General features: G+C 39.9%; 17 protein-coding genes. 9 read left to right on the top strand and 8 right to left on the bottom strand.

What is annotated here, in order from left to right; translation table 11 throughout:
• Nucleotides 1-130 precede the first annotated feature (130 nt).
• From SNE25_RS13785 to SNE25_RS13775, 3 genes are all read left to right on the top strand, one after another.
• On the top strand, nucleotides 131-343 hold the full coding sequence (locus tag SNE25_RS13785) for a hypothetical protein (RefSeq protein ID WP_321565683.1): 213 nt from the start codon (nucleotides 131-133) through the stop codon (nucleotides 341-343).
• A gap of 115 nt (nucleotides 344-458) precedes the next feature.
• Nucleotides 459-902, top strand: a complete 444-nt coding sequence (locus SNE25_RS13780; RefSeq protein WP_321565682.1) for a hypothetical protein — start codon at nucleotides 459-461, stop codon at nucleotides 900-902.
• A 139-nt stretch (nucleotides 903-1041) separates the two neighbouring features.
• Nucleotides 1042-2493 (top strand): IS1182 family transposase, encoded by a 1452-nt coding sequence (locus tag SNE25_RS13775; protein ID WP_321565681.1) that lies wholly within the window; start codon nucleotides 1042-1044, stop codon nucleotides 2491-2493.
• Nucleotides 2494-2699: 206 nt separating this feature from the next.
• Here the strand turns inward: SNE25_RS13775 and SNE25_RS13770 are convergent, their stop codons facing one another.
• Nucleotides 2700-3155, bottom strand: coding sequence for a PA2169 family four-helix-bundle protein (locus tag SNE25_RS13770; protein WP_321565680.1), 456 nt, complete (start codon nucleotides 3153-3155; stop codon nucleotides 2700-2702).
• An 82-nt stretch (nucleotides 3156-3237) separates the two neighbouring features.
• A complete protein-coding gene (locus tag SNE25_RS13765) occupies nucleotides 3238-3408 on the bottom strand; it encodes a hypothetical protein (protein WP_321565679.1) in 171 nt (56 codons plus the stop codon).
• A gap of 737 nt (nucleotides 3409-4145) precedes the next feature.
• Between SNE25_RS13765 and SNE25_RS13760 the strand changes: the two genes are divergently transcribed.
• The 4 genes from SNE25_RS13760 (at nucleotide 4146) to SNE25_RS13745 (ending at nucleotide 13374) form a co-directional block, all read left to right on the top strand.
• On the top strand, nucleotides 4146-5651 hold the full coding sequence (locus SNE25_RS13760) for an ATP-binding cassette domain-containing protein (RefSeq protein ID WP_321565678.1): 1506 nt from the start codon (nucleotides 4146-4148) through the stop codon (nucleotides 5649-5651).
• Nucleotides 5652-5883: 232 nt separating this feature from the next.
• Complete coding sequence (locus SNE25_RS13755) at nucleotides 5884-9354, top strand: beta strand repeat-containing protein (RefSeq protein WP_321565677.1); 3471 nt, start codon at nucleotides 5884-5886, stop codon at nucleotides 9352-9354.
• A gap of 348 nt (nucleotides 9355-9702) precedes the next feature.
• On the top strand, nucleotides 9703-13143 hold the full coding sequence (locus tag SNE25_RS13750) for a T9SS type A sorting domain-containing protein (RefSeq protein ID WP_321565676.1): 3441 nt from the start codon (nucleotides 9703-9705) through the stop codon (nucleotides 13141-13143).
• Nucleotides 13144-13146: 3 nt separating this feature from the next.
• Complete coding sequence (locus SNE25_RS13745; protein ID WP_321565675.1) at nucleotides 13147-13374, top strand: hypothetical protein; 228 nt, start codon at nucleotides 13147-13149, stop codon at nucleotides 13372-13374.
• 38 nt (nucleotides 13375-13412) lie between these two features.
• Here the strand turns inward: SNE25_RS13745 and SNE25_RS13740 are convergent, their stop codons facing one another.
• The 6 genes from SNE25_RS13740 to SNE25_RS13715 form a co-directional block, all read right to left on the bottom strand.
• Nucleotides 13413-14048: a DUF4136 domain-containing protein gene (locus SNE25_RS13740; RefSeq protein ID WP_321565674.1), complete on the bottom strand. Its 636-nt coding sequence runs from the start codon at nucleotides 14046-14048 to the stop codon at nucleotides 13413-13415.
• A 64-nt stretch (nucleotides 14049-14112) separates the two neighbouring features.
• Nucleotides 14113-14685: a Maf family nucleotide pyrophosphatase gene (locus SNE25_RS13735; RefSeq protein WP_321565673.1), complete on the bottom strand. Its 573-nt coding sequence runs from the start codon at nucleotides 14683-14685 to the stop codon at nucleotides 14113-14115.
• Between the two features lie 46 nt (nucleotides 14686-14731).
• On the bottom strand, nucleotides 14732-15253 hold the full coding sequence (locus tag SNE25_RS13730) for a KdsC family phosphatase (protein WP_321565672.1): 522 nt from the start codon (nucleotides 15251-15253) through the stop codon (nucleotides 14732-14734).
• 96 nt (nucleotides 15254-15349) lie between these two features.
• On the bottom strand, nucleotides 15350-15592 hold the full coding sequence (iscX, locus tag SNE25_RS13725) for a Fe-S cluster assembly protein IscX (protein ID WP_321565671.1): 243 nt from the start codon (nucleotides 15590-15592) through the stop codon (nucleotides 15350-15352).
• Between the two features lie 92 nt (nucleotides 15593-15684).
• Nucleotides 15685-16017 (bottom strand): 2Fe-2S iron-sulfur cluster-binding protein, encoded by a 333-nt coding sequence (locus SNE25_RS13720; RefSeq protein ID WP_321565670.1) that lies wholly within the window; start codon nucleotides 16015-16017, stop codon nucleotides 15685-15687.
• 19 nt (nucleotides 16018-16036) lie between these two features.
• The gene (locus SNE25_RS13715) at nucleotides 16037-16819 is read right to left on the bottom strand and encodes a Rossmann-like and DUF2520 domain-containing protein (protein WP_321565669.1); all 783 of its coding nucleotides are present in this window, start codon (nucleotides 16817-16819) and stop codon (nucleotides 16037-16039) included.
• Nucleotides 16820-16900: 81 nt separating this feature from the next.
• Between SNE25_RS13715 and SNE25_RS13710 the strand changes: the two genes are divergently transcribed.
• Both SNE25_RS13710 and SNE25_RS13705 read left to right on the top strand, forming a co-directional pair.
• Complete coding sequence (locus tag SNE25_RS13710) at nucleotides 16901-17824, top strand: alpha/beta fold hydrolase (RefSeq protein ID WP_321565668.1); 924 nt, start codon at nucleotides 16901-16903, stop codon at nucleotides 17822-17824.
• Nucleotides 17825-17848: 24 nt separating this feature from the next.
• The gene (locus tag SNE25_RS13705) at nucleotides 17849-18574 is read left to right on the top strand and encodes a hypothetical protein (protein WP_321565667.1); all 726 of its coding nucleotides are present in this window, start codon (nucleotides 17849-17851) and stop codon (nucleotides 18572-18574) included.
• Nucleotides 18575-18744 lie beyond the last annotated feature (170 nt).

Here is an 18744-nt window from a genome sequence, read left to right as displayed (position 1 = left end):
TTCTACTACATTTTTAGCAATTCAGTAATTTACAAAAGGTAACCTGTAATTTTTTTAAAAATTATGGGTTACCTTTTGTTGTTTATAGTATTAATAAGAAAACTATTAAATCACTTATTAAAAATTAATCATGAAAAATTCATTCAAATTAGGCTTAGTTGCTTTAGCTATCGCTACTTCATTTGCTGCTTGTAAAGGTTCTGGTTCATCTTCAGCTACCGATTCAGCTAAAATGGACTCAGCTTCTATGGATTCAACTAAAATGGATACAGCTTCTAAAATGGGTGCTGCTACTGATTCAGCTAAAACTGATTCAGCTGCTGCTGACACTGCTAAAAAGTAATCTTGCTTTTATTAGTAAAAAAGCGTCCCGGAAAAACCGGGACGCTTTTTTTTGATATTATTTAACACCAAAACAATTTACTGCAATATTGCTTAATGTTGATAGGCAATATAATATGAAATATTCAGAATGGAGGTTATTGAATGATTCCGAGCGCAAAAGTTTAGGCTGGCACCGTCACCCGCGTATTAAAACGGTAACACTTTTTACTATCGCTTTTATCATCATTTTTGTTATTGTGATTTTTGGCATCAGCAAAAACAGTACGGTACATCTTAACCGCAAACCCACCGCACAGGAAGCTTTTAATATAGCGAAGGTTTTTGTAAAAGACCACCTGAAACAACCCTCAACCGCTGTGTTCCCCAATCATACCTTTAAACAAGCTATCGATACTGCTAAAAATAATTACCAGATACAATCTGTTGTAAAAGCTTTAAATATTTCAGGAAAAATGGTTAAATCTGACTGGATAGTTAATATGCATTATATAGGTGGCGACTGGTCTGATAAAAGCAGCTGGCAAACAGACGCGGTAAACATATCGCCCGAAAATTAAAAACCAGAAACAAGATCAATAAAAAAGGAGCTACTGTAAGAGAGGGCACTGAAAAAGTCCAAATGGACAAAAGGAGTAGAAGACGAGGGTTTTCTACTCCTTTTTTTGTATCTTAAATCGTCGAAAGAAAGCCACCAGGATGCTTGCCCAACAACAACAGATACAGTTTAGCGCGTTTTCAGGTCTTTATGACCTGATCGTTCCTAAAGACAATCTTCTTCGGAAGATCAACGACCTGATAGATTTTACATTTATCTATGAAGAACTGGTCAGCAAATATTGCATGACGAATGGCAGGACAGCGGAAAGTCCCGTGCGGATGTTCAAATATCTGTTGTTAAAAACGATCTATACGGTTTCAGATGTAGATGTTGTTGAGCGTTCGCAGTATGATATGTCGTTCAAATATTTCCTGGATATGTCACCGGAAGAAGGAATTATCGATCCGAGTTCATTGACCAAGTTCAGAAAGCTGCGGCTAAAGGATAATGATCTGTTAAACCTGCTTATTGGTAAAACGGTGACCATAGCTATTGAAAAAGGGCTCATCCGCTCAAAATCCATTATTGTTGATGCTACCCATTCCCTGTCGAGATCCAACCCGTATTCAGCATTGGAAGTATTGCGGGAACGTTCAAAGTTACTCCGCAAAGCTGTTTATGCGATAGATGAAGATATGAAGGCAGGCATGCCCGAAAAGAACACAGCCGACGAATTGGAAAAAGAACTGGCTTATTGCAGTGCATTGGAAAAGTATATTGAAGCCGATCAACCGTTATGCCAGATACCTGCGGTAAAAGAAAAACTGAATCTATTGAAAGAGACAGTAGCAGATACTCAGGAGCACTATATAGTATCTAAAGATAAGGATGCCAAAACCGGCCATAAATCAGCTGATAGCTCATTCTTTGGTTATAAGACCCATTTGGCGATGACAGAGGAACGCATCATTACCGCTGCCGTAATCACATCGGGTGAAAAAGGTGATGGTCCGGAGCTTCCCAAACTTTTAGAAATCAGCCAAAACAATGGGATCAACGTAGAAAAGATTATCGGGGATTCAGCTTATTCAGGAAAAGACAATCTTGAACTGACGAGCGCTCAAGAGATAAAGATTGTAGCCAAACTAAACCCTTCCATCACTCAGGGTTTCAGAAAGGATGAGGACAGATTTGACTATAATAAGGATGCAGGCATGTTCGTCTGCCCGGCAGGGCATCTGGCTATCCGAAAAGCACGCGGCGGGAAAAAGAATATCGGCGAGAATCAGGTAGACACCTATTACTTTGATGTTGAAAAATGTAAGATATGCCCATTAAGAGAGCATTGCTATAAGCCCGGCGCGAAGGCTAAAACCTATTCGGTCAGCATTAAATCAGACATGCACCTGCAGCAGATGGCATTCCAGGAAACGGCAGAGTATAAAGAAAGTATCAAACACAGATATAAGGTCGAAGCGAAGAACAGTGAGCTAAAAAACGTTCATGGTTATGACCGGGCAATAGCTTACGGTATCGAAAATATGCAGATGCAGGGTGCGTTGACCATCTTTACAGTAAATCTTAAGAGAATCATCAAGCTGATAAGCTAAGTGCCAAGTTAAAGCGGCTGCTTTGTCATCAATTGCACCTTTAATCGGCTCATATCAGCCCTAACAAATCACCCCATCCCCTAAAATAAAAAAGCGACCAAGTAAAAGTTGCCTTTTCTCTTGCTCGCTTCAAATACTTCAGCTTATTAAGCTACTTTTTCAGTGCCCTCCTGTAAGATAGCTCCTTTTTTATTGATGTCTTGATTTTACTGAACTCCGTCACGAAGCGCTTTTATTTCATCATGGGCATCAAGCAGTTCATCTTGCTGCCTTGTAATCAGCTGCCGTAAATAGGCAGGCAGGTATTCTTCTTCCAGGGCTTGCTTGTAAGCCTTAAGTATTGCATCCTCGCCAAACTCGCATTCTTCTAATATATCATGAGTATCATGCGCGGTGAAAGCTGCCTTTACATCAAGCCAGGTACGGTGTATTTTACCGCTGGTTGTTGTTCCTGTTTCAATGTCCTTCCCTAATGCCGCAATTTCTGTCCCCAGCTCCAATTTATAGCGGTGACTATCGCCAATTAATGTTGTAAAAAGAGATTTAAGATCGGCCTCATTATCTTTTAAATCTTTCAAAGCCCGTTGATAGCCTTCAATACGATCGTTGTTAATCTGTACCAGATCATTTAAAACTTCGGTGGTTGCTTGTGTGTTTTCCATAACTATAGATTTTTTTAGATAAACACACGATTAGTTAAAATGTTTAACTTTTAATATAATTTAGCATTATTCCTATTAAATGTTATTTACCCCGAAATAGGGAAATCAGCCAAATGATAACCAGTATTACAACAATAACCGATATAATACCAACAACGGCTCCGGCCTTAAATATACCTTCAATTACAGAGCAGCTACTCATAGTAAACATGGCCATAGCCATAACCATCAATAATAAATGCGCGTTTTTCATAATGTTATTTTTTAGCAGATGATAAAGATGATACAATAATCAGACCTCTTTTAAAATACAATTATGCGCTTTGTTATGATGGTGAAAAAAAAAGAAAAATTATACGTCTTATTGAAATATTGGAATGATTTATGCTTGCATAATTAGACCATGATGAATTTTCAAAGTAAGTTTAACAATTTTTAAATTAAACCTAATAAGAATAATTCGGTCAAAACATCAGCTGATTAAAAAACAGGACAATTGATGAAATAATAACATTTACTGTTGAGCTTAAAATTATTTATTTAACAAATCGTTTATATTACATTAAGTTAAAGTTTACATACTTATAGTGCAGGTTTTTACTAAACCTGCATGTTACTAAATAAAAATAACTACTTTTGCATTGCCTATTTTACAATACAACACACCAGACAATATGATTATAGAAATACAACCAAACATTCATTGCGAAAATTGCATTAAATGTGGCGCGCGGCCGCATATTGAGCAACAAAGAAAATATTGGATTGTGACTTGCCCAAATAAAGGCTGTAAAAATCTTGTAAAAGACGAGGTTGTTAATATCAAGGCCTGGAATCGGTTAAATAAGAATAACGCTAATTTGAGTCATAACCAAACGCTTAAAAAGACGGCTTAACTTTTCAGGGTACGTACTATTCCCTTCAAAATTTTACAAAAATTAGTAGAAGCTTTTAGGGCAGATAAGTACTTTTACCGGCTACTGATAAGCTATGTTTAATACACTTTTCTCAATTAATAATGCAACTGTAAGATTTTTGACCAACACCCTGTTCAAGGATCTTACGTTTAAAATAAACAAGGGCGAAAACTGGGCATTGATTGGCGAAAGCGGATCTGGAAAAAGCGCCCTGCTTCAAACCATAGCCGGCCGCTTTAACATAACAGGCGGTACAATTACCTACTATTTCGGAGAGGAACTTGCAAATTCTCAGGCAAACAGCAACGGTGTTAATCTTAATAATAAGCTGATAGCCCTTGTTGAACCGAGGCATCATTTCAGAAACCTTTCTAACACTACCGATTTTTATTACCAGCAGCGTTATAATTCTTCAGACTCTGAGGATGCTTTAACTGTTGATGATTATTTATTATCTATCAAAAGCATCATGCGCCCCGGCACCTCCTGGACGCTTGACAAAGCCCTTACACTACTCAATCTGCATAGCTTACGTGATAAGCAATTAATAAAGCTATCAAACGGCGAAACTAAACGCTTAATGCTGGCCGCCGCACTGCTCAAAAACCCGGTGCTGCTGTTATTGGATAACCCGTTAACCGGTTTGGATGTAAAAACAAGGGAAGAGTTTAACGGAATTATTGAACAGATCACCGCATCGGGTATCAGCTTGATCATGGCAACTTCTGTACATGAAATTCCGGGAGCTATAAGCCATATCGCGGTATTAAAAAATGGTGCAATAGTTCACGAAGCCAGCAAAGCTGAATTTAATCCTGCTCGTTTTGAAGCCGATAATACCGACAGCATAGACACAAGCGAGTTGAGCAGTTTATTAAACATTGATAAAAATCCGGTTGCTTATAACTGGATAGTAAAAATGGATAAGGTACACATTAAATATGGCGACAAAGTTATATTGGAGGATGTGAACTGGGATATAAAAACCGGACAAAGATGGGCGTTGCTTGGGCATAATGGAGCGGGAAAATCAACCCTGCTTAGTTTAATTAATGGCGATAACCCCCAGGCTTATGCCAACAACATTATTTTATTTGATAAAAAAAGGGGTACCGGCGAAAGTATCTGGGATATAAAAAAGAAGATAGGTTTTGTGTCGCCCGAGCTGCACCAGTATTTTCCTACTGATAACAGCTGCCTGCAGGTAATTGAATCTGGTTATTATGATACGCTCGGTTTGTTCAGACCAAGCAATAAAGACCGGGCCGAAATTGCACTGCGATGGATGAAGGCACTTGAAATTGATAAATATGCCCGGGTACTACTAAAAAATATACCTGCAAGCGCCCAGCGTTTATGTCTGCTGGCAAGGGCGCTTATAAAAAACCCCGCCCTGCTTATTTTTGACGAACCCTGCCAGGGCATGGATGATCACCAGCAACTGCACTTTAAAAACCTGGTAGATACCATTTGCAACCTTAGTAACGTGACCCTTATTTATGTAACCCATTACCAGCATGAAATACCCAACAGTGTTAACAGGATGCTGCGTTTAGATAAAGGAAAAGTAGTTAACTAACTGTACCATATACCTGGTATCAGCCGTCTTTCTTTAAATCCTAAATTTTCTTTATAGTTAATTTTAATTTTATCAAACAAGATAATATATTTCGTTCTGCTTCTATTTTTCCGTTCATTTCATTCATTGATTCAAACCCATCATCCTTATTAAAAAACGCACGTAATAAGCCGTAAATTACTTATTAGTTTAATAGCTCATAAGAATTTCAACGGTTTTACACGTGTGTTTTATGAAAGTCTTATTACGTTATTCGGTATTGGTTGTGATGATGTTTTGCCTGCAGGCGGGGGTAGTGAATGCAACCACTTATGACTGGATTGGCAATGCCGCAACGGGCAGTAAAACTGATTGGAACAATATTTTAAACTGGCAGGTTCTCGGAGCATTAGGACTCCCAACTACCCCATCAACCCCACCCCAATCTGGTGACCCTGTTAATATTGGGCTTTTATCATTCAGCAACCCACCGGCTGTTCTCGTAAATACTACAGCAACATGTGCCTCCATCACATTCGGGGCTTTAATACCCTCGCTATTATCAAGTGTAATTAATTTTGCGGTAGATGGGACGCTGACAGTATCAGGAGATATTTATCAATCCCCGGCATTACTTAGCAGTTACACCGTTATACTTTCCGGAGGTGGAAGGGTTGATTGTTTAGGCAACTTAAAAATTGGCGATCAGGGTATATTTTTAAATAACATATTAACCGCAACAACCAACGTTTTAACATTTGCATCAACAATTACCAATTTAAACATCGCTAAAAACGTATCTGTCAATGGAACTACATTCGGTATTAATTTAGTAATCATAGGTCTTATTCTGGGCGAAATTGATGCGACTTTTTCTTTAAGGGGTGGCACAACTTCAATTGGCGGAAAAATTCTAACTACAAATACAAGTGGTGGCATCTTAAATAATTCAAAGGCCACAGTTAAATTTTATGTCGAGCCATCATCAGGAAATGCGACATTAAAACTTGGGGGTCCGGCACCAATTGACCAATCAAGCCTGGCAAACTCTTTGGATTTTTACAAAAGCACCGGTACGGGCACATGTACGGTGGAGTATAACGATGACGATAACACTGCCGGCACAACACAAACAGTTTATGCATCAACAGACCCTATTCTTGACAACAACCCGGCCACGTACAATTATTTAACCATGAGCAACCGTGTTACAAAAAAAGTAAATGCAGGTACGCTCACTGTAGATAAGAACTGGATAAGCAGCGGCGGCATAGTTGACCTCACGAGTAATAATCCAATTGTTACCGTTGGGGGTAACTGGACAAATTCATGTACTGTAAATCAGGGTTCCGGTAAAATTACCATTACAGGTTCGGTAATCAACAACTCAGGGGGCACGCTTAATTTGGGTATAGCAGATTTATCGATAGCTACAAATTACACCAACAATACTGGAGGTATTTATACGCAAAGTACCGGCACTACTATATTCAATGGCACTGCTAACCAAACGCTTAGAGATTTTACAACTGTGGGCACCAAATTCAATAATGTAACTTTTACCGGCGCATCAACAAAAACCATGAATTATAATACCGGGGGTAATTTTTCGGTGTCTCCCAAAAGTACTTTAACCGTTACAGCACAGGCTGTATTGGGTGTTACAAGCGATGGTACAGCCCGCACAACTGCATTAACAATGCTTTCTACCGCGGCTGGGGATGCGAGTATAGCTAATATGTCAACTGGCAGCATAATAGGCAGTATCAATGTGCAGCGTTATGTTACGGGCGTAATAAGGAGATATATGTTGCTTTCATCCCCTGTTAATAATGCATCGGCAACTACTTATAGCTTGGTACCGCTTAAAGCTACCACGTTTATAACCGGTCCTTCGGGTGCAGGAAATGGTTTTGACGATGCTCCGGCTACAGGAAATAGTCCATCCGCTTTTGTTTATGACGAAAACGCGCCCATAACGCAAGATGTAAACTCCACCAACGGAAATGAATATAAGCCTTTTGCGACCATAAATGAGTCGGTACCGCTGGCAAACGGTTTGATGTATTATTTCAGGGGCAGCCGGAGCATTGTAAACCCGTTTATCCGCCCCTTCCCAGCGCCAGATAATACCACGCTTAACTTTTTCGGGACTGTTTTTAAGGGCACCGGCGCTCCTGCTGGTACTACAGGTCAGTTTACCGCCAATATTATTAACTTCCCGTCAACGCCTCCAGCAACCTACACGTCGATAGCCGGAACAGGCACTTTATCCTTTAACGCTGCAACACCCATTGTAAAACGGGGACTTAACCTGCTCGGTAACCCTTATGCATCGGTGATTGATCTTCAAAAAGTTTATTCGGTTAATGTGGCCATCAATTCGAGCTATGCCTATAAATTTTATTACATGCTGGTAAAGGGGGGCAGCACCGGACCCAATAGTTACTCAACTAAATTTGCTGTTTATGATGCGTCAACAGGCTCCATTCAGCCAGGGGCAAACCGTTATGCTTTATCTGGTCAGGGCTTTTTTGTAGCTGCACCCGGGGCATATCCTATTGTTTTTAATGAAACTATGAAGGTGTCTTATTCGTCATATACCGGATCAAGCCCTACATTACCGGTATTCAACGTCAAAAACCTCAACAATATAACCAGCATAAAATTAGCATCAAGCCCCCGCCAAACCAGTCTGAACGAAGCTTCGACTACAGCAGATAATACACCAGCCAGCGTTCCTCCCATTCCATCATTGCGCTTAGAATTAAATAAAGACACATCTATACTTAATACTACTGATATTAATTTTGTTAATGAGGCCAATAATACTTTTCGGCCAGGCGAGGATGCCCCTTATCTTTTGTCATCGGGCCAGGGCGATTTGCTTTACTCTTTCACCACCGATTCTATAGGTTGCTTTGTAAATTATATGTCGACGCTCGAAAAATTAAAGCGTGTAAACCTGAGTGTGGAATTTTCCAACTACGGTTTATACAAGATTACGGCCCCATCCAAAGCCAATATCGACGAGCGTTATACCATCTTTTTAAAAGATAAATACACCAATGATTCTTTAGACGTGGTGCATAACTCCGAATATGCCTTTAATGTAGATAAAAACGCGGCCAGCTATGCACATGACCGTTTTTACTTAAGTATTGGCATTGCGCCGGGACATGAGTACAAACTATTGGGATTTAGCGGAACTAAGGTTGCCGCCGGTATACAGCTTACCTGGAAAACCGATAACGAAAGCACTTTTACCCGGTTCCTGGTTGAAAAAAGCACCAATGGCGGTAAATCATACATAACTATCGACAGTCTGCTATCTACAGGCGCGGGTAGTTATACCTTCACCGATCCGGCCCCGGGTACCGGACAGATCACTTACCGGCTGGTACAGGTTTTAGTAAGTGGTGATACACAAATATCTAAAAGCTTAACCTTTGATTTTTCAGCCAGTACTGAGCTGCTATCGTTTATGGTATATCCGAGCAATACCGTGCAGGACATCCATATCAGGCTCGGGAAAATGTACAGCAACAATATAAAGATCAATATTATAAACGCAGTCGGAAGCGTGGTAAAAACCCTCACCACCAGCAATACCGATGTTGTACAGCAAAATGTAGGCAACCTCATTAAAGGAATGTATATTGTTGATGCTATTGATGAAGCTACCGGTAAGCGCATCGGCAGCGCCAAGTTTTTTAAACAATAAAATATTGACGATCACTAATTTGACATCACCGTCAAATTCATTGCCAATATTTTCCCGGTACAGAAAATAATTCCCCACTTCTGGTATCATCAATAATACATTGCCAATTGTAATTAGCTAATAGTATGATATTTACAATGAAAAAGTATCAAAAAACCAAAATAGGAGTTCATCAGCATTCTTTTTGTTCATTTTTCCAACATATCCTCGTGGTAAAAAAAAGCAACTTAAAAGAAAATCAATCCGTATAAACGTTATCATAAAGTACTAATTGATAACACCTTGTTACTCCTGAATTTGCGAACACGTTTATTAAAAACCAGCCTGCTTGTTATATGCTTAATTGTTATGCAGAGCAGGGCTTTTGCTACAACTTTTGATTGGAAGGGAGGCACCAGCACTCCTACCGGCAATAACTGGATAACTCCTTCAAATTGGGCAGTAGGTGGAGTTACCCAAAGTTCGGATTATCCCGGAAGGGATGCAACGGATGATATTGTTAGATTTGGAGTAGCGGGCTCAGTCTATACAACTCAACCAAGCTTAACTGTTGCAAGCACTGACAGCCTGGTTGTTGGATCAATAATTTTCGGAACAATTCAATATTCTTCAACAACTGCCATAACGGGATATGACATAACCGGAACTGTATTAACAGTAAACACAGGCAAATTAGTTGTAACGGGGGACATCACCCAAAGTGTAAATACCAGCGGTGGTAGTATTTTTAATGTTTTAATGGGTTCAGGTACCATCTCGTGCAATAACATACAGATGGGTGCTGCTGCTAATTCATCAGGCAGTAATAAGATTTCCATATTGATTTCACTTATTAAAGCTCTTAGCGTCAAAACCGATGTTAAACTTAATCTCAATGTTAACGTCGGAACAGGAGTGGGATTTAGGTTGGAAAATGGTACTATGACAATAGGGAATAAAATTACCTTTATTGATAATTCAGCTATTACCGCAGGAAATGCCACCTATTTCACTGTTAATGCACGTAGATCTCAAACAAATCCTTCAGCCAACATTCTCACAAATCCTACACTAATTCTTAATAGCTCAGCAGCCGTAGATACCATTCCAACACCTAACGCATCTGTTAATTTTTACGGAGATCGTAATCCCGGCGGTAAAGCAACGGTAATTTATAGGGGAGCGAGCCCATTGATTTATACAACCTCTAAACTGGGTTTTGGCCCTGGCGGGGGTGTTGTAAACTCAAATGCTGCCACTGATCCTATTTATGACAATCTTATCATACAAGGCACTGGTACAGCCGTCATTGGTAAGGTTCAAACCCCTGCTAATACCAGCTATTTAAATATTGACTCCACATTTACTACAAATTCAAACGTGTCATTTTCCAATGCAACCAATACCGCTACCAAGGTAGGTGCAACAGGTTCAACGGCTGCCACCTGGACAAATAATTCACCCGCAACAGTCACAGGTGGTGCCGGAACAATAGATATAAATGGCAGCCTTAGCAATTCCGGAACAATGACTATGGGTATAGGCGCATTATCTATATCAAAAAATTACACAAACACAGGTACTTTCACACCCAACGCTACACCTACCATTACCTTTGATGGCACTACACAAGCTTTAACTGACGCTACTGCCACGGGTACTAATTTTTACAATGTAACTTTTACGGGTGGCGGTACTAAAAGCATGGCATCGGGAAATAAATTTACGGTTGCTCCCCTATACACATTAAACGTTAACAGCTCATCCACGCTTGCTGTCGGGAGCACCTCTTCAACTACCGCGTTAACTTTAAAGTCTACTTTAGCTGGAGATGCCAGTATAGCCGATATGACCAATGGTACTATTACCGGTAATATTAATGTGCAGCGCTTCGTAAGAGGCAATTTACGTAGGTATATGCTGCTTTCGTCGCCTTTAGCCAATGCTTCAGCCAGTACTTATGATTTAAAACCACTTAAAGTAAATACCTGGATAACTGGGCCAAACGGATCGGCTACAGGATATGATTTTGATAACGCGCCCCAAACCGGCAATAGCCCTTCTGTATTTATTTATGATGAAAACTCTCCTCTTACCCAAAACCCCAACTCCGTAATTAACAATGAGTATAAGCCATTTGCAACTATGAGCGAAACAGTGCCCATTGGTAACGGATTCTTATTTTATTTCAGGGGTGATAGGAGCGTATCAAACCCTTTTAGTCCACCTTTTCCGGCATCCAATGATGCTACTCTTAATTTTTTTGGAGCTGTGTTTAAAGGTGGGGGCACTAATGGTTCCTTTAGTCCTAAAATCATTAATTTTTCAAACTCACCCATCCCAACTTATTATTCAACCCTGGCGGGTGGCACCAATTTATCTTTTAATAGTACCATTAGCTCTAAAAAAGGTTTTAATATGATAGGTAACCCTTATGCGTCGGTTATTGATCTGAAACTTGTTTATAGTGGTAATTCAAATAGATACAAGTTCTTTTATATGCTGATAAAAGATGCTAATACCGGAACAAATAGTTCATCAACAAGATTTGCTGTTTATGACGCCCTTGCAGATACAGCACAAGCCGGCTCAAGTAGATATGCATTATCAGGACAAGGTTTTTTCGTCCAAACGGCGGCAGCCACACCAATTACCTTTACTGAGACCATGAAAGTTGCTTATTCAGCTTATTTAGCCCGCCCCTCCACAAAACCTATATTTAATGTTGTTCCAAATCCACGCTCAGCACGGACCACTTTAGCAGTTAACCCACATGAAAATAATGCAGTGGGTACATTAGCTGCAGCTACACCATCAGAAACAACTCCCGTTCCTATGCCTTGGTTAAGGATGGAACTAATGAAAGATTCACTTATACTGAATACAACCGATATTAACTTTGATAAAAACTCGGGCAGCACATTCAAAATCGGTGAAGACGCACCTTATATATCGTCATCAGGACAGGGAGATTTCTTTTACTCGCAATCTGCCGATTCAGTGGGCTGCTTTATAAATTACACATCCGATCTGGAGAAATTAAAACAAATAAATCTTGTTGTTACTTTCTCAAATTATGGGGTATATAAACTTACAGCCCCTAACAAGAAAAACATCGACGAGCGTTACACCATCTTTTTAAAAGACAAATTCACTAACGATTCTTTAGATGTGGTACATAACCCGCAATATAGCTTCAATGTAACTACAAATAAGGCCAGTTATGCACATGACCGTTTCTACTTAAGCATTGGTATTGCACCTGGACACGAGTATAAATTATTGGATTTTACCGGAGCTAAAGTTACTACCGGCCTTCAGCTTAACTGGAGAACCGATAACGAAAGCAATTTTACCCGGTTCATGATTGAAAAAAGCAGCGATGGCGGTAAATCATTTACCGCCATTGATAGCCTGCAATCTACAGGTGCGGGCAAGTACACCATTGTTGACGAGGCCCCTGGAAACGGACAGCTTGTTTATCGCCTAAAGCAAAATCTGGTTACCGGAAAAACTGATATTTCAAAAAACTTAGTTTTTAACTTTTTAAGTAACCTTATTCCTAAATTTATCGTTTACCCAAGTAATGCTACCCAAAATATTAATATTAACTTTGGTAAAACATATAGCGACCGAATATCAGTAAGTATTATCAGCGCAACCGGAAGTTTGGTAAAAACTATAACGGCCAGCAATACAGATTCGGTTCAACAGGATGTTGGCAACCTGCTCAAAGGGCTTTATATTGTTGAAGCTACCGACGAAGCCACAGGGAAACGGATTGGAAGCACGAAATTTTTTAAACAATAACAAATGACAATTAAAACCTTCGTAAAAAATAAGTACAGGTTTTTACTGGGTATATGCCTTTTACTACTATCAACAAATTGTTTTGCCGATCCCGGTGACGGGTTGTGTGATGGGAATGACGGCGGACCCGATGGTTGCCCGCTCGATACCTGGGTAATTGTGCTGGTGGTTATTGCTGTTATATTTACCGCTATTCATTTACACCGCAAACAAAAATCCCTTCAGGCTTAGGCCAAAAGGGATTATATAATGCTTCGATATTAAATAACTTATGCTTTCCTGATTTGCATTTGATTTACCTGGTTCAACTCCAGTTGTTTTAATACACCATCAACCACTTTTGGTAATTCATCAAGCGTTCTTTTTGGGTTGTGCAATTCGCCTACGCCAAATCCGCGCCATACTAACTTGCGGGTGTTGCGGTCTATGATATCAATAATAATGGTGCCTTCTTTATACGGAACCCGGGCATAGCCTCCGCCACCGAAGCCGCCGTAGGGATATCCCCAGCCACCATAGTAGCCGCCCCAGAACGGACGGTATCCCCAACCCCAGCCCCAGCCGCCCCAACCGAAGCCGCCATAGTAAGCGGGATAAAATTCTGTTTTCATGCCCCTGCCGGTAACGGTAGAATAACTTACTAACAGATCGGGATTGTTTTCCTGTAACCTAAGTCCTTTTTTTTGCAAAGCGGAAATCGCTGTTTCCTTCACCCTTTCATCCGCAATTTCTTTCTTCACAACTCCACCAGCCCTGTTACTTGTTTCGGGTGGTAACCAGGCAAATGTGCGGTAAGAAGAAAGATCTGTTTTGTTTCGGGCTGCGGTGTAATAATTATAGCTGCTGCAAGCAGACAGGGCTGAAACCAGCATAACTACCAGCCCTGTATAAATAGCTCTTTTCATGATATATTCACTCCCTTATATTTAAGCATTAGACTTTATAATACAGAAAGGTTTAATTTAAATATTATTTATTTAAATTAATTAATTGAGCATATAACTTTTCTGTCGGGAGGCCTACTACGTTGGTATAAGAGCCATTTATCCGTTCAATACCTATCAGGCCTATACGTTCCTGTATACCATAAGAACCAGCCTTATCAAGAGGCTCATATTCAGCCACATAACTTTTTATTTCCTGATCGCTCAGCTTGCGAAAAAACACCTCAGACACATCAAAAAAGTTATTATAACGGCCTTTATACAGCAAGCAAACGCCGGTAATAACCTGGTGTACCTTACCCGATAATGTTTGCAGCATTTCTACAGCATGATCGGGTGTTTCGGGTTTACCTAATATGAGGCCATCAACACAAACAATGGTATCGGCAGTGAGCACAACCTCACCGTTTAGTGTACCATCAAATGCTTCGGCTTTTTTTCGGGCAATATATACAGCTACCTCCTGCGGTGTTAGGCCATCAGGGTATGATTCATCCACATCTTTGAGCATAACCTCAAACTCCATATCCATAAGCCTGAGCAAATCCTGCCGTCGCGGCGATTTTGATGCAAGAATGATTTTAGGAACGTTATTCATGCGGGATGATTTTGAATTTTAACTTTTGAATTTTGACTTAAACAGCCTACCAGCTATAAGCCTGCTTACTCATCCACTTATCCTGAACTTTAAGCACTTTTTCAATAATATCGCGCGCGCAGCCTTTGCCACCACCGTATGGCGAAACATAGGCGCTTACCGCTTTTATTTCTTCAACCGCATCGGCCGGGCAAACAGGCAGACCAGCCAGCTTCATCACTTCGAGGTCGGGTATATCATCGCCCATGTATAACACGTTGGTAGCAATAATGGCCTTCTCTTCCAGGTATATCTTAAAACGCTGTGATTTGGTATGCGTGCCCATGTAAACGTCTTTAACACCCAGACTATTTAAACGGTATATGGCGCTTTTTGAACGGCTGCCCGATATGGCACATACATTATAACCGCATTTAACCGCCAGCTGTAGTGCATAACCATCTTTAATATTAAACGCACGGCTTTGCTCACCGGCATCTGTTACAAAAACAGAACCATCTGTCAGTACGCCGTCCACATCAAATATAAATGTGGTAATATCTTTTAATTTATGTAGAAATGATTCCACCGAGCTAATTATTGAATTAATGAATTAGTGAGTTATTGGGATCAGCCGGTTTAAATACAAAGCGCCTGCCGAAAACTGCTAACTGGCTACTGCCAACTATTGATTATCGCGCCACTCATAAACCCAGGCCGATTGAATTTGCTCCAGGTGGCCTTCGTTTGACTCCGCTCTTGTACCCTCAAAGTTAGGTAATGATAATACCCACTCCAACAGTTCGGTGAAACGGATACGGTATATTTTTGATTCATCAAAATCGTCACCAAACTTTTCATAAAGTTCAATAGCGATATCTTCATAATCTTTCCAGTGAATTGGTAAGGCAAATTTATTGTCTGTCATGTTTGTATAGTTGTACGCAGTAAGTTTTACGTTGTACGGTTCTTGTTTAGCTATTTATTCCTTTACGTATCACGTTAAACGTAAAACCTTAGTTAATGTCCCAGGAACTGTGATTGATCTGGCAAGGTAACCTCTATATCACCGTCAACAATCACACACTGGCAACCCAACCGTGAATTTATACGTGGATTTACAGCCCTGTCTATAAAATCTTCTTCTTTATCAGATATTTCCTGGATGTTGTCCATCCCCTTGTTTACATATACATGGCAGGTACTGCATCCGCAAACGCCACCGCAATTGTGCTGTAGTTCAATGCCATTTTCCAGGCATACATCCAATACAGATTCTCCTTCGGCTATGGGCAATTCAACGGTTTCATGCCCTTTTTCCTCGAAATTTATCTTTACTTTATAAATGTTCATTTAAGCAAAAGTAACAAAATTACTTGTCCCCGTGCCCTTCATTATTGTTTTTGATAATACCCTGACTTAATAAGTAATATATCTCCTGCAATTGTGGCTGATGGTTAAGTAATTGCAAATGTGCATTCATAGTAAGCTGGTCATTACGTACCGCCGGACCAGTTTGCACATTGGCAGGGTATTGCTGCTGTACCTTTTGAGCAGTTTCCAGTATCAAAGGTTTAAGCATATCAAACTTCATGTTATGGGCCGCCAGTAGCTGCTGCGCCACGCCGTATAAATAATTGGGGAAATTACAGGCAAATACCGCCGCCAAATGCAGTATTTTACGATCGGCCGAAGTAACGCTATAAACATTGTTACTAATGGTAGCGGCCAGTTCCTTTAAACGGGCAGTTATACTTTCATCCGCCCCCTCTACACATAGTGGAACCGTAAAAAAATCAACCTCTTTGCTTTTGCTGAAGGTTTGCAGCGGATATAAAACCCCGGCATAGTCTGTAAAGGCCCGCACTGCGTCAAGGCTGGTAGCGCCAGAGGTATGCACTATTAGCTTTTGATATTTAGCCAGGGCTTCGGCCATTTCAGCTATGGCATCGTCTTTAACCGAAATAATAAAAATGTCGGTTTCAGGTGTAATATCCTGCAAGTCACTCGTGGCCTCTGCCCCTACATGGTAAGCCAGCAGAGATGCATTCTGAAAATTGGGACTATAAACCTGCATTATACGATGACCTGCGTTTTTTAATGCTGCCGAAAAATGGGTGGCTACGTTACCTGAGCCGATTATTGTTACGCGCATACATTTTTTTCAATTAAAGTATTCATCAAACAAGCGTAGTATAAATATTTCTGTATTTTAGTCAGCATCATCTAATACGCTATGAAAATACTTAAAGTAAGCATAATAATTATAATATTCCTGGCCGGTGCTTCTGCTTTAATATTATATGGCTTTTATGAATATAATAATAAAGAGAAAAAAGCCTTAACAACTGCCGAGCGTAAAAGTATTCAGGGTAGCTTTATTAAACTTAGTAAAGGCATTACCCATTATCAGCTGGAAGGGCCTGAAAATGGCGAAGTGGTAATACTTGTTCACGGGTTCAGCGTTCCATATTATATATGGGATGGCACTTATGAGTTCCTGGTTAAAAATGGCTACAAGGTGCTCCGGTATGATATGTATGGCAGGGGTTACTCAGACAGGCCAGATGTTGCGTATGATAAAGAACTATATAACACCCAGTTACTGGAGCCTATAAACAACCTGAAACTGCAGGGGCATGTTAATTTAGCCGGCATTTCGTTCGGCGGCGAAGTTATAACAAACTTTGCATGTGCACATCCCGATGTTATAAACAAAGTTATACTTATTGACCCGGGATACGAAAACGAAAAACCGGTTGCACCTAAATATTTTACACTGTATAATGAGGCAGTTAACTCTAATGAGCGCGCCTCCGGTCAGCTTGATGATTTCCTTTACCCACAAAAACATCCGGAATGGGTAAAACGTTATTTGCCGCAAATGCGGTATCAGGGTTTTAGGAATGCTCTTGTTTCAACGCTATATGACTATGATCAAAATGGACGAGAAAGCAACACCTGCCTTAACAATGCTAACAAGCCCGTATTACTAATCTGGGGTAAAAAAGACCAAACCGTACCTATCCGTTTTAGTGATTCGATACGCAGCGTATTAAAAGTCGACTTTTTCCCGGTTGCCGATGCGGCCCACTTGCCATCCGTTGAAAAACCAGATACGGTGAACACCAAAATATTATCGTTTTTGAAAGAAGGGTAAATAATTATTTGTGATATTAGGTTAATGAAACCTAAACTTCTATACTCCTTATTTTTTATAATCCTTTTAGGCTGCTGGACAAGTACCGAGTGCTTTGCTATTGGTACAGATACCGTTAAAGCGCATAAGCCAAAACGTGTTGTAAAGCACATATCACCCCATGTTTCATATCTTCGTGAATCTATCAAAGGTTATAAACCGTGGTTTGATAATTGCACATTTACTAATCAGTACACCGTTGCTCAAAGACTAAAGAAATATCCTTTTTCAAAAGCAGTTAAAATTTTGGCAGTATCCTTTAACGGAGGTGCCCCACCAAATCCCGAAATAATTATTGATCGTCCAAAACCACAAGACACCATGTCTTATAGAGAACAACAGTTATATAAAGGTTTTACTATTATTAATGATAGTTTAGATTATTCAACCTTATATGAGGTTAAAACACTAAACCAGGATCAAATCATCCGTTTGACAAATATTATGTACAATGCGGTTTACAAGAAAATTTTAGCTAATACCGCAGATCCAGGAAGTTCCTGTTATAACCCACGCAATGCTTTTGTATTTCTCAATAAAAAAGGAAGGGTGATAGATTATTTAGAAATATGTTTTGAGTGTGAAGAATACAGATCAAAATATGGAAGGTTAACTATTGGGGACAATTGCACGCAAAAGTTTGGTATGATAAAAAAATGCTTTATTGACGCAGGCATAAAACACGGAACAATTGACCTGAGCTGGAAATAAATATTGATAGCTGCTTATCTTGATCAAATGAAATTCAAAATATTATCTTGCTTATTCCTAATAATAAACTTGAGTTGTCATGCAAAATCGATTGAAATTACCGATAAAAGTGATACACTCAAGCATAGTAAAACTAACCCTATTAAAGCCGGTTAACTTAGGTGCACTGC

This window comes from Mucilaginibacter sabulilitoris (assembly GCF_034262375.1).
Taxonomy (GTDB): domain Bacteria; phylum Bacteroidota; class Bacteroidia; order Sphingobacteriales; family Sphingobacteriaceae; genus Mucilaginibacter; species Mucilaginibacter sabulilitoris.
The sequence above is the reverse complement of the archived record's forward strand: the minus strand, read 5'-3'. Positions and strand labels throughout refer to the sequence as shown.

Bases quoted from the DNA above. Each gene is read 5' to 3' on its own strand.
- SNE25_RS13735 (WP_321565673.1), bottom strand. From the start codon at position 14,685: ATGAATAACGTTCCTAAAATCATTCTTGCATCAAAATCGCCGCGACGG.
- SNE25_RS13740 (WP_321565674.1), bottom strand. From the start codon at position 14,048: ATGAAAAGAGCTATTTATACAGGGCTGGTAGTTATGCTGGTTTCAGCC.
- SNE25_RS13760 (WP_321565678.1), top strand. From the start codon at position 4,146: ATGTTTAATACACTTTTCTCAATTAATAATGCAACTGTAAGATTTTTG.
- SNE25_RS13755 (WP_321565677.1), top strand. From the start codon at position 5,884: ATGAAAGTCTTATTACGTTATTCGGTATTGGTTGTGATGATGTTTTGC.
- SNE25_RS13705 (WP_321565667.1), top strand. From the start codon at position 17,849: ATGAAACCTAAACTTCTATACTCCTTATTTTTTATAATCCTTTTAGGC.
- SNE25_RS13715 (WP_321565669.1), bottom strand. From the start codon at position 16,819: ATGCGCGTAACAATAATCGGCTCAGGTAACGTAGCCACCCATTTTTCG.
- SNE25_RS13785 (WP_321565683.1), top strand. From the start codon at position 131: ATGAAAAATTCATTCAAATTAGGCTTAGTTGCTTTAGCTATCGCTACT.
- SNE25_RS13710 (WP_321565668.1), top strand. From the start codon at position 16,901: ATGAAAATACTTAAAGTAAGCATAATAATTATAATATTCCTGGCCGGT.
- SNE25_RS13770 (WP_321565680.1), bottom strand. From the start codon at position 3,155: ATGGAAAACACACAAGCAACCACCGAAGTTTTAAATGATCTGGTACAG.
- SNE25_RS13765 (WP_321565679.1), bottom strand. From the start codon at position 3,408: ATGAAAAACGCGCATTTATTATTGATGGTTATGGCTATGGCCATGTTT.
- iscX (WP_321565671.1), bottom strand. From the start codon at position 15,592: ATGACAGACAATAAATTTGCCTTACCAATTCACTGGAAAGATTATGAA.
- SNE25_RS13775 (WP_321565681.1), top strand. From the start codon at position 1,042: ATGCTTGCCCAACAACAACAGATACAGTTTAGCGCGTTTTCAGGTCTT.
- SNE25_RS13720 (WP_321565670.1), bottom strand. From the start codon at position 16,017: ATGAACATTTATAAAGTAAAGATAAATTTCGAGGAAAAAGGGCATGAA.
- SNE25_RS13750 (WP_321565676.1), top strand. From the start codon at position 9,703: ATGCAGAGCAGGGCTTTTGCTACAACTTTTGATTGGAAGGGAGGCACC.
- SNE25_RS13745 (WP_321565675.1), top strand. From the start codon at position 13,147: ATGACAATTAAAACCTTCGTAAAAAATAAGTACAGGTTTTTACTGGGT.
- SNE25_RS13780 (WP_321565682.1), top strand. From the start codon at position 459: ATGAAATATTCAGAATGGAGGTTATTGAATGATTCCGAGCGCAAAAGT.